This window comes from Varibaculum sp., from assembly GCF_008661855.1.
GTDB lineage: Bacteria > Actinomycetota > Actinomycetes > Actinomycetales > Actinomycetaceae > Varibaculum > Varibaculum timonense_A.
In genome coordinates this window covers 1-11,212 of sequence record NZ_RPZY01000003.1, presented here as the reverse complement: position 1 = coordinate 11,212, position 11,212 = coordinate 1, and the positions used below count along the sequence as shown (strand labels likewise).

At 51.0% G+C, this 11,212-nt stretch carries 7 protein-coding genes and 2 tRNA genes; 2 read left to right on the top strand and 7 right to left on the bottom strand.

Going from position 1 to position 11,212, the window contains the following annotated elements; all coding sequences use genetic code 11:
- Window positions 1–285: 285 nt before the first annotated feature.
- The 5 genes from cas2 to QZT94_RS00200 all read right to left on the bottom strand — a co-directional run bounded on the left by cas2 (window position 286) and on the right by QZT94_RS00200 (window position 5,943).
- Window positions 286–606 (bottom strand): CRISPR-associated endonuclease Cas2, encoded by a 321-nt coding sequence (cas2, locus tag QZT94_RS00220; protein WP_296761373.1) that lies wholly within the window; start codon window positions 604–606, stop codon window positions 286–288.
- A gap of 5 nt (window positions 607–611) precedes the next feature.
- The gene (gene cas1 / locus QZT94_RS00215; RefSeq protein ID WP_296761372.1) at window positions 612–1,499 is read right to left on the bottom strand and encodes a type II CRISPR-associated endonuclease Cas1; all 888 of its coding nucleotides are present in this window, start codon (window positions 1,497–1,499) and stop codon (window positions 612–614) included.
- Window positions 1,500–1,508: 9 nt separating this feature from the next.
- Entirely contained in the window at window positions 1,509–4,859 is a 3,351-nt protein-coding gene (gene cas9 / locus QZT94_RS00210; protein ID WP_296761371.1) for a type II CRISPR RNA-guided endonuclease Cas9, read from the bottom strand.
- 433 nt (window positions 4,860–5,292) lie between these two features.
- Window positions 5,293–5,364: transfer RNA gene (locus QZT94_RS00205), tRNA-Asn, on the bottom strand.
- 39 nt (window positions 5,365–5,403) lie between these two features.
- Entirely contained in the window at window positions 5,404–5,943 is a 540-nt protein-coding gene (locus tag QZT94_RS00200) for a hypothetical protein (RefSeq protein ID WP_296761370.1), read from the bottom strand.
- A gap of 132 nt (window positions 5,944–6,075) precedes the next feature.
- Between QZT94_RS00200 and QZT94_RS00195 the strand changes: the two genes are divergently transcribed.
- Window positions 6,076–6,150: transfer RNA gene (locus QZT94_RS00195), tRNA-Ile, on the top strand.
- A gap of 139 nt (window positions 6,151–6,289) precedes the next feature.
- Here the strand turns inward: QZT94_RS00195 and pheT are convergent.
- Window positions 6,290–8,938: a phenylalanine--tRNA ligase subunit beta gene (gene pheT, locus QZT94_RS00190; RefSeq protein WP_296761368.1), complete on the bottom strand. Its 2,649-nt coding sequence runs from the start codon at window positions 8,936–8,938 to the stop codon at window positions 6,290–6,292.
- Window positions 8,939–8,940: 2 nt separating this feature from the next.
- Window positions 8,941–10,026, bottom strand: coding sequence for a phenylalanine--tRNA ligase subunit alpha (gene pheS / locus QZT94_RS00185; protein ID WP_296761367.1), 1,086 nt, complete (start codon window positions 10,024–10,026; stop codon window positions 8,941–8,943).
- Between the two features lie 194 nt (window positions 10,027–10,220).
- On the opposite strand from pheS, the gene QZT94_RS00180 reads away from it, so the two are divergent.
- The gene (locus QZT94_RS00180) at window positions 10,221–11,048 is read left to right on the top strand and encodes a substrate-binding domain-containing protein (protein WP_296761365.1); all 828 of its coding nucleotides are present in this window, start codon (window positions 10,221–10,223) and stop codon (window positions 11,046–11,048) included.
- Window positions 11,049–11,212: the final 164 nt, after the last annotated feature.

Sequence of the window (11,212 nt, the reverse complement as noted above, 5' to 3'; positions counted from 1 at the left end):
TTCGCTGGGATTCAGTTCTTATTTACCCCTGATATACTTGAAGCGGGGATACCATCTTCCGGGGCAATGCTGGGATTCAGTTCTTATTTACCCCTGATATACTTGCAGCTCCCAAGCGTCACGCACGGAGGTCGCTGGGATTCAGTTCTTATTTACCCCTGATATACTTGATCTAAGTCATTCATAGTTGCATATTCTGCTGGGATTCAGTTCTTATTTACCCCTGATATACTTGGTCAGGGGTAAATAATCCCAGTTTATAAGGGTTTTTGTACTCATTTTTTCTTAAAAAATTGATAGTTGCTCAGGTTTTTCCTCTGCTTTACTAGGGGTTCCATTGGAAAAATGAAAGGTTCGAGCCCATTGTTTATCCGTTAAGAAGATCATGCGAACGTTTCCTTCGGGGGGAATACCGGCACGAACTTGACCAATGGTGGTTATGTCGCTTAACCCCGCGGGAGTGTACTTGGCATAGACACTGAACTGCACCATGCTGAAACCTAAATCCAATAGCATTCGGCGATATGCGTTTGCTTCGCGCCGGTGGCGGGGGGTATCCACCGGCAAGTCAAACATCACCAGACACCACATGGGATTGTTACTCATGGAAACTACTTAAACCATTTAGGAGGAGAAAAGCTTTTTACTTGACTCTCTACATAAAGTCCAAATAACTGAGCTAAATCCTCAAAAGCGGCAGGAATACCGATGCCGTCATCGCGATACTGGCTACTGGCCGCCGCCACCAGCTCGGCTTTACAATCAGCCGCTGAAGATTTACCGTCCTTTTTAAGGCGATACACCTCGAAATCAATCAACGGTCGAAAGATTTCCATCAAGTCGTCCACCAAGCAAAATAGATTAGCCCGATTGTGATGAAATATCCCCAATGATGGTTCTAAACCGGCAGCTAGCACTGCTCTTATCCCATGACCGCGAACAATCATATAACCATAATCCAACATAGAATTAATGCCATCACCCAAACCTGGCTGACGCGAAAAATCTTTCCCGAACAGCGCAGACCAATAACGGCGGGCAGCTCTACCTTCAGTATTATCTGGATCGCCAGAACGTACTATCTTTACTAATTCCAATAGATTCTTGCTATCTTTAGCTTTCCCACATAGCAGCAGAGTTTTCGCTTGATTTTCTATTTTCCGCTTCACCACTGCTTTCCAGGCGGTTTTTTGTTTAGGAATGCTCATGCCCGCCTGTGCCACCCGCCGCGCCGCCACCCGAGAATGAGGTCGCCATGCAAAGGCTCCTGCCTCGGGAATCCCCCGCCAATCGCAGAGCAAAACACACACATCTGCAGCGGTCAAGCGATGAAGTACAGCTCCGGAGAGTTTAACTCCCATCCCGATAAGGACTACCGCAACATCAGCTACCGGCAGCGCCACCTGTGGTTTATCTTCTGGGTGCAGGACTATAGCTCCTGTTTTAGAGGAAACCACCCCAGAGAACTGGGTTAAATCAATAATCCGCCAGGCAGCCATGGTTTCCCCCTACATAGACCAGCTACTGGGTAGTCGCGAAGAATTATCGCGAATATTTCCAAGCACGTCACGGCGGATTACCCTGGGTTTACAGGTTGAAAAAATCTTATTGATTGCTGGCCACCAACCCCGACCCTGTAAGATTTCCTTGGTTCCCGGCAGCGCATCTTCCGGCACACCTTCTCCCGCCAAATAGAGAGGACGCATCCTAATCTGCCTATTCGTGGGGAATCCATCTACCGACCAATGCAATATTCCAGGATATTCCGACAGTAGCTCTGCAATTGCCCCTTTTCTTTCTGCAGATAAATCCAGTTCCAACTCGTCATCTACTACTAGCCAACCTAAATACTCAGCATTGCCTTCCCGGAAAGCCTCCCGTAACTTCATTTCGGCGTTACGCACCGAAATAGTTTGTTCGGGCAAATCAACCTGAAATAGATCAACCCCAGCTTTATTCGGTAAATCAATCGTAAATACTCTGAGCATGGCATATACCGGTTTCTTACGACCTAGAATTCGATAAATCCGTGCATGATGGATAGAAGTTCCCACCTCGACGCAGCCGCCGCGCACCTTCAACATAGGGGCATTCGTTGGGAAGATTCCAACACTGTCATGTGCAGCAAAATGATTGCCATTAACCACTATTTTTCGTTCCGGATTCGCCGGCAGACCCTCTGCCCACACAAAGTCGGGCAAGCGGGTTAATGCACACCACAAAGCGGGGGTTTCCGCCCGATCAATATCGCTCATCGACCAGGCATCACCCAGGCGTTTACGATGAAGTTTCTTCACTTCCTCATGTAGTTTCCCGTCTCCGAGCCGCAAACGGAAATTAGAGAACACTGGAATCTGGTCATCAGCCAACGCTTGGTTAAAGATTTCTGTCAGATAACGCATCTGCTCCAGCCAAACAGAAAAGATCTTTTGCTGAGCAAAAGTGCTACCATTCCAGCTCTTCCAATTTTGCTCAGCACCAGCCATTATTTGGCCACGCCGAAGGTTCTCTCGCTCTACCAAAGTCTGCGCTACTGCGGGACGCATCATCGCAATAGTGGCGGCATCCATAGCATGATGGCGCCTGTCCAGGCGGGTTTTGCCCCGTCCTCCAATCAAATTAACACGCCCTTCAAAACCTGAAGCTCTGCGAGCAGCTGCAGTAATCGAGCCATTAAACACTCGTACCGTAACTTTATTTTCAGATGTCGTTTTATCCCCTCCGTTAGTGTCATTCTTCGAAGCCAACTGACCTTGCGGGGTGCGATAACGCTGCTCAATCCGATGAGCCAGCTCGCGCGCCATCCAACTTACAGCTTCCATGGAGCGGTTATCAATCTCGGGATCTGCTTTGGTACGCGATAACCTGTCAATCACCCCCGCTCGCAAACGTTTATCATCCTTAACAGAGGTATCGGTAAACCAACCTTTAACCCGAGAAATCGCCTCTTTCTGGCTAACCCCTGGGATATTTGTTTGCGCAGCCCAAACCGCAAAAGGAATATTGCTTTTCTCGTGGTTACACCGCCTACAAACCGCCACCAGATTATCCCTGGTATTTGTAGATCCCACCCCTCGCCGCGGGACGATGTGATCCATCTCTGCAGTGGTAAAAGTAATATGGGTGCCGCAGTAAAGACACTCGCAATGTTGTCGCTGCAGCGCTTGCTGCTTGCGAATCGCAGCGATGCGGGGCAACCCCGAAAGATTCTGGCTCCCCTCTATCTGCTGACGAGCCTCCTCGTTTTTCTTAAAACGTTGCGCTTGGAAACGTTGCAGTTCATTTGCCTTTGCCTTAGACATGAACGCCTCGCGCACGTGCTCGATATTGACCTGTTGCGGAATCCCCCACTCGCCTTCAGCTCGCAGCAACCAGCGATTAACGCCCTTCAAAACCCTGTCCACCACTGGATTACCCACCGGTTCACCCACCGGAACTGCAGGCGGCTTCCACTCCGGCGAAACCCCGAACTCTAGTTCTCGAGCCTGCTGCAAATCGACATTATCGGCTAAAATCCGTTCAGTTATTCGCCCCAAACTCTCTACCGAATAGGCTGCCCTGCCAATCGGGAGCTTCACCGATGACTCCAATTTCTCCAAATCTTCATCATTTAGACTAGCGACAAATTCAGCAGCTATCTGCTCTTCACGGCTACAAGCCTCACCGGGTGAGGAAGCGCGAGATATTTGCTCAATAAACGCACACCTCTCCAGGTAACTCGCTGCACGCCACCACTGTTGCACGGGCTTGATACTGCACTTAGTCAAACGGATATTCGTTTCATCAACCGGCGGAGTGTTCCCCGTTCGCTCCCCATCAGCCGTCATTTTCCCGGTTCCTACCAAATCCTGGCGTTCAATCCCCAAAACTTGAGCCACCTCTATCCAGGTGGGAACCTTCTTACGGTCTGGGTCGCTTAAGAACTTGAACAAGGACGTCGTTTCTTCACCCGTCAAGCGGCGTTCTTTCTGTCCATCCTCGCCCTCGCATATCCGCAGATTAGCGATAATGGTGGCAATTCGATAACGCTGAAAAGCCGGATGAGCCTTTTCCGCGCGTTCTAAATGCTCCTGCCCTGGCAAAGCATCTTTCCCCACCTTTTCGGCGGCACTACCTTTGGGTGATTTTGCGGCGAAAACCTTATCGATTAACTGATTGCCTAAATCTTCGCTTATTTTCTGACGGGAAAATATCTTTTTAAGCTCTGCAGCGTAATCAGTTTGCAGGAGTTTACCAGCTAAAATACCGGCGTCCCCACGTAACTTCTCCCCGCTATCAAGTAGATAAAGCAACTGACCTGGGGTTAATCCCTCGGGCAAAATTCGGCCAGTTTTTTCTGCAACTCGCGACCTCAAAGCAACGACTTCATCGGATTCCGGGTGCGAAACATGTAGACTGCTAACCGATACCCAAGGCGAGCGCCAGCCTCTATGCCGTGCTATATGCCTTATCGCAATTGCCAGTTTTTCCTGGCGTATCCGCTCATCCTCTATATATTCTTCAACAAGTTGAGCGCGAACTTTCCACGGTTCGTGTGGATCTGGATATTTTTCTAAATTTGGCAGCGACCAACCGAGACCAGCCAAAAACTTATCCAACTCCGCGAGTCGTTTACGCCTGTTCCTGATGAGGCGACGCGTTCTGCGAGTTCGTCCCGAAATAGCCTTCCGAGTTTCCTGAGTTTTACCGCCATCTTTACCGACCCCAGCATCGTGTAGCAGCACTGAAAGATTTAGAAATGCAATCGGATTGTCGTCATCATCAATCTCAAGAGCACAAAACCCAGTAGAGTTCCGCCCCACATCAATACCAATCCGATAACGCCGCTTATCTTTAGGGGTATTTTCCTTGTTGTTCATAGAACCAGGATAAACAAATTACATGACTAAGTGGGAGAAAACACACTTCCACCTCAAAAGATGAGGTGGAAAAATAGCCAAAAGGCTGAGCATTCAACTTCGCTAACGAGGCGAAGCTTACTGAGATTCAGTTCTTTTTAACTCTAAGGCGTTAAGCAAAAAAGTGCAAGCAAATCGGGAAATAACTCCCTGAAACACCCTCCCGGTGTATTATCACCCTCCAGATGCGGGTAATAGGCGCGATTACTTGCTGATTCTGCGAAAGCGGGAGGGTGAAACGTATCGGGAGGGTAAAACGGGTTAGAACCCCGCCGGACTTAACTGAAAAGTAGCAAGAAAAGGCTGCTACCCCTGAGACGTTAAAAACAAGAACTAAACGGAGAAATAAAGAAAATATATACCCCTAAAAGATACTGTAACAAGGGGTTTTAAGCTCCCCCAACTGGACTCGAACCAGTAACCCTTCGATTAACAGTCGAATGCTCTACCATTGAGCTATGGGGGATTAACCTAGATAAGCCTACCGTGAGAGGGCGCAAACCACCTAATCCTCAAAGCGGACAGTTACCCCCAATTTTTGTTCCCATTCACGCACCGCAGAACGCAAATATTGCTGGTCAGCATAATTTTCAAAACTAGATATAGGTGGATAGAGGTATAAATTGCGGTTATCATCACGCAAAATCTGTGCGGTAACTCTCTGCCTTGAGGGTAGCTGCAAAGGAGTGGCAAACACCTGGGTCTCACTTAACGCTTCCCGGATAATGTCCATAAAGCCATACCCAGGAGCCTGAGCCGGATAAATCAACAAATCCTCGCCCTCGTGGAAAACTATACGGAGCGTGCCATTTTCACTGTCCCAGCGCGCGTTAGCAATCTGATACCACCCGTAGCGCTGCACCTGCGCCTCACTCTCACACCCCCTATTTTCCCCACAATCAATAACGAATAACGCCCGCATGGTCACCAACAGGAAACGATTCGAATCAATAAGCAGGAAATCAAAAACTCGATCTGAGGACGTCAGGCAGGACTGGACTGCCGCGGGAACCTTTTTGCGCCGTAACCTACTAAAAATAGCCATCACCACCACCCTAAACTATCTTTTCCCTCTAAGCAGCAGACATCTCTTTAGGATACCGGCTTTAGCAACCGCTTACACCAGCCTAAATAACTGCAATTAAATAATCCGCCAACAATCCGGTAGGCTAGATTCGCCCCGTTAGCTCAGTCGGTTAGTAGCAGCGAACTCATAATTCGTTGGTCGCGGGTTCGAGTCCCGCACGGGGCACTCTGTGTCCTCCCCCTATAAAAGGGGGATTCAAATCCCTTATTCCGCCACCACGAACCGGGAATTAACCTTAGGGCACTAGCCTACAAAGCACCCCCTGACAGGGATGCTCCGCATTCACCAGCCCCTACCCCAACCCTTAGGCACGTAAAGTTGCCTTGAACTTCTTGGCAGTAGTCTTGATAATCCGGTTGCGTACCGCCTGAATCTCGTCGGCACTGAGCGTGCCCTCGGCGGAGCGAATCTTCAGCGAGAACGCCAAGGATTTCTTGCCCGCGCCCAGTTGTTCCCCACTGAAAACATCAAATAAGCGCACGTCTTCCAGCAAGTCGCCAGCCTGTTTTGCAATCACCTGCTGCACGTCCACTGCCGGAATATCACTATCCACCACCAAGGCAATATCTTCTTTTGCAGGCGGGAAAGCAGAAACCGGTTTCACCTGCAAATCTTTCTTCGGCATTGCTTCAGTAAACTTCTCGAAATCAATCTCGAAAGCGCACGCTGTCTCGGGTAGACCAAAGTTACGGCAAACTGCCGGGTGTAGTTGCCCTGCCAAACCAACACAGGCACCCCGCACCACTATCCGCGCGCACCGTCCCGGATGGAACGGCGCGACTGCTTCGGGAGAGCCCGGCTCACCCATCATATTGTCTTTAGCTAGGCGCTGGCGTCCATCTTTACCCTGCACTCCCATCGGTACCGCCAAAGTCTGCGCCACCGTGCGCACAAATGCGACCGCATCAGCCCAATCATATAGGCGACCAGAACCCAAAGCCCCCGGAAGTTCCGCAAAACCGACCAACACCCCGGCGATATGTTCCGGTTGGTAGGGAACCCCTTTAACGAGGGCGCGCTGTTGGTCAGGATTCGGTTTCTCTGCTACCCCGAAAGAACCGGTGAGTTCAGTCCCCATTCCGCGGGTCACCAAACCGGTCTCAAATATCGCACACTGCTCATTGCCCCGCGCGATATTACGCCGGGCTACCGCCAGCAAAGTATCTAATAAGGAGGTGCGCAGTAAGGGCTGGTCATCGGCGAGCGGGTTAGCTACCCGCACCGCTTTCCTCCGCACATCCTGCTCTCCTAGCAGTTCGCTATCAAACACGTCCTCGGCAATAAAAGGATAGGACAGCACCTGCACCAGTCCCCCCTGTGCCAATGCGCGAGCCGTATCTCGGCGAGCCCGCTGCTTAGGGGTGTATCCGCGCCCAGCAATCGGGCGCGGCCTGCGCGAAGGAATCGTGTCATAGCCAGCCAGTCGGGCAATTTCTTCAACCAGGTGCGCCGATCCGGTCAAATCTGGGCGCCAAGACGGAGGCCTAGCAATCACGTTGCCGTCCTCTAAGCGCACTTTGCAGCCAACAGCTTTCAGCAACCCGGTTATGGTTTCTTGATCGTATTCCACCCCGGTTAGCCGTGCGGGTTCATGTAGCGGCATTACAATCTCCGCAAACGGCTTAGTGTTATTGAGGTCGCTGACCCGCCCACTGGCGCTGCCACCACCGTATTCCACCAGAATATCCACTACCCGTTGCGCTGCTACCGGAGCGATTTCAAAATCAACTCCGCGCTCAAAACGCTTGGAGGCTTCCGTAGGCAGCTTGTGACGGCTCGCAGAACGAGAAATCGAAATAGACTCAAAATGAGCTGCCTCTATCAGCACATTTACTGTACTGTCGGTTACCTCCGTAGAAGCCCCCCCCATGATACCCGCCAGGCCCAGCACCCGGGAGCCTTCCGCGCCCTCTGGGGAGTCAGTAATCAACAAATCCCCAGAATCTAGGGGGCGCTCCACATCATCAAGCGTAGTTAGTTTTTCTTCCGACCTAGCCCGCCGAACCACAATCGGCTCACATACTTTATCCAGGTCATAGGCGTGTAAAGGCTGCCCCAAATCCAGCATCACATAGTTGGTGGCATCTACCGCCAGGGAAATTGAGCGCATCCCGGCCTGCTCTAGGCGGCGCACCATCCAATCCGGGCTGGCAGCTTGCGCATCAACGCCAGTCACAATGCGGGTAACGAAACGATCGCACCCAACTTTGCCATTAACGCCAGCATCATCTGCGATTTTCACCGAGAAACCATCGTCACTGACCGCCGGGAGTGCCCCGGAAGGAAGGTTTTCCGCCAACCCCAGGTCGGTGAACTTAGCCCCGGTGGAATGGGCGTATTCGCGCCCTACCCCGCGCATCGCGAAACAGTAGCCACGATCGGGGGTGATGTTTATTTCTAGGGTTTCCTCGCCTAATCCCAGCAGTTCAATCACCGATTCACCAGGGGCGGGTAGCTCCCCGGCTGCGGCTTTCTCGGGAAGCAACTGGTCGAGGACGATAATGCCGTTATGGTCTTCACCAAGCCCCAGTTCCCGCTGGGAGCAAATCATGCCGTCAGAAATATGCCCATAGGTTTTACGCTGCGCAATCTGGAAATCACCCGGTAGAACCGCTCCTGGCAGGGAAACTACTACCAAATCCCCGACCTTAAAATTGTGGGCACCACAAATAATTCCCCGACTGGGCAACTCGGAAGGTTCTTTCCCAGTGCCCGGAGCATCATTAAACTGACCAACATCTACGCGGCAATAATTAATGACTTTTCCATTGGATTGCTCCTTGGCATCCAGGGTGAGGACGCGTCCAGCTACCAGCGGCCCAGTTACCGAAGCCGGGTGAATGGTTTCTTCTTCTAAACCAACTTTTACCAGGTCGCTAGAGAGTTGTTCCACGGTAGTGCCGGGAATAATCTCGACGTGATCTTTTAGCCAATCAAGCGCTACAAAAGGCATTATTAGTTTCCTCTCCCGGTGGTGCCGAATTGTTTTGAAAATCGCACGTCGCCCTCAACAATGTCGTGCATATCGGTGATGCCGTGACGCAGCATCAGGGTGCGTTCTACCCCCATCCCGAACGCGAACCCGGAATACACATTCGGGTCGATTCCGCAGGCTACAAGCACATTCGGATTAACCATGCCGCAACCTCCCCATTCTATCCAGCCCGGGCCACCTTTCTTTTGCGGGAACCACAAATCCATTTCCGCACTGGGCTCGGTGAAAGGGAAAAATGAGGGGCGCAGCCGGGTTTTAGCTTCCATCCCGAACATGGATTGCGCGAAATGATCGAGAGTTCCTTTCAGGTCAGCCATGGTTAAGCCCTTATCAATCGCCAGCCCTTCTACCTGGTGGAATACCGGAGTGTGGGTGGCATCTAGTTCATCGGCGCGGAATACTTTACCGGGGCAAGCGATATATACCGGCACTCCCCTCCCTAACATTACCCGTGCCTGAACTGGGGAAGTGTGGGTACGCAGCACCAGATTTCCCTCGCCCGAAGTTTCAGCCCCCAGGGAACGACCGTCAATATACAGAGTGTCTTGTTCTCGGCGTGCCGGGTGATCAGGGTCAATGTTTAGAGAATCAAAGTTGAACCATTCGTGTTCAACCTCTGGACCTTCCGCGATTTCCCACCCCATAGACACGAAAAAGTCAGAAATATCTTCCATCAAGGTTTCCAGGGGATGGCGAGCACCAAGAGGGTAACGTGCTACCGGCTGGGTTACGTCCAGAGCTTCCGCTGCCAAGGTTTGGGCTTCCTTTTTCTTTTCGAGGACGCAGCAACGCTCATCATAGGCCGAGTGCAGCTGTTTCTTGGCACCACCCAGGTTCTTTCCAGCCTGGGCTTTATCGGCTTTATCTAGGTTACGAATTGCCCGGTTAGCCAGGATTATCGGGGAATTTTCACCTAGGTGAGCCGTACGCGCCCTTTTCAATTCTTCTAAAGACTGGGCGGCTGCAAAATCCTTTTTACCTGCGGTAACTGCCTTGAAAATCCCTTCTTGGTCTAGAGGGGAGATAGGTGGGGTCGCGTCAGACACAGATTCACCTTTCGTCACTGTTTTTCTCGCTTTTATTACACTCTAGTTGCCTAGCAAATCCAGAGGTAATTTAGACCCACGAACCGATACTTCCTCCAAATATTCCCTTGCCTAACAGATTTATAGACCAACATACTGAGCAGGAACGACTGGAATATGTAAAATAGATTAGGGTTCTTAATAAAGGAGGCATTTTGGCGACTCTAGCTGGAAAAACGAAAGTAGCTATCGTTGCGCCCTGCACAGATATCGGCGCCATTAATTCTGCTCTCCTACGCAATATCACCAGTTTGCTAATTAAGTCGGGAATTGGGGTTTTTGGGACAGTCCATCTTGAAGATTATCCCGAAAATCTGCTCTCCACGGTAAAAGCTAATGATACTGCGATTTTGCCTCTCCTGCCTTTAGACCAAAAAGTTCTTGATGAACTGGATAAATCTGGAGCAAAGGTTCTAGATTCAGTAATGCAGGGAACTGACCGGCATAATCCCGCCAGCTTAATGACTTTCGAGCTGGTAAAAATCCAGGTACAGGCATTAGCGGCTCGTAATCGCAAGAATCTAGCGTTCGCTCATTGGCGGCGCGCCAAATATCCTGACGAAGCCGCGACTGTTTATTATTTCTTTGCTCAGATGGCTTGCCAAGCGGCGGGTTTACCTGCCCCAATCCAATTGGCATTGCCGGAAGATCCGGCAAACATTCCCTCCTATATGTTGAGAGCGTTTCAAAAGCACCCCAAGCTAGACGGGTTTTGTGCGGTTGGCGATATGACTGCTATGGCAATCGTGCATGGTCTGCGCGAATGCGGGAAAATGGTTCCTCAAGATGCCTCGGTTGTGGGTGGCTACGATTCGCCCTCGGGCAGGGTTTCTCACCCCGCTATTTCCTCAGTAATGGTTGATACTCACACCCTGGCATACAAGGAAATAATGCATATTGCTCAACGTGAGGGCGACAATCTGGATTTAGGGGAAGCTCCCACCGGGCAGATTTTGCAGTACGTTGCTCGCGAATCTGTCTAGGTTTTGCTCGCCCCTGCTATTACATTTCTGCATCTCACCCCGTCCTGGTTTCAATAAACGACTACCGGCAGCTCACGGGTTCCCCTTTTCTGCTAACTGCTTATACAATCCACCACCCCGCGCCCTCTAGCCACTTCCCGCGCCCCGCAACCCCGGTCTTATCG

What these genes read in the sequence shown, in the direction of transcription:
- cas2 (WP_296761373.1), bottom strand. Translation starts at nt 606, where the DNA reads ATGAGTAACAATCCCATGTGGTGTCTGGTGATGTTTGACTTGCCGGTG.
- cas1 (WP_296761372.1), bottom strand. Translation starts at nt 1,499, where the DNA reads ATGGCTGCCTGGCGGATTATTGATTTAACCCAGTTCTCTGGGGTGGTT.
- cas9 (WP_296761371.1), bottom strand. Translation starts at nt 4,859, where the DNA reads ATGAACAACAAGGAAAATACCCCTAAAGATAAGCGGCGTTATCGGATT.
- QZT94_RS00200 (WP_296761370.1), bottom strand. Translation starts at nt 5,943, where the DNA reads ATGGCTATTTTTAGTAGGTTACGGCGCAAAAAGGTTCCCGCGGCAGTC.
- pheT (WP_296761368.1), bottom strand. Translation starts at nt 8,938, where the DNA reads ATGCCTTTTGTAGCGCTTGATTGGCTAAAAGATCACGTCGAGATTATT.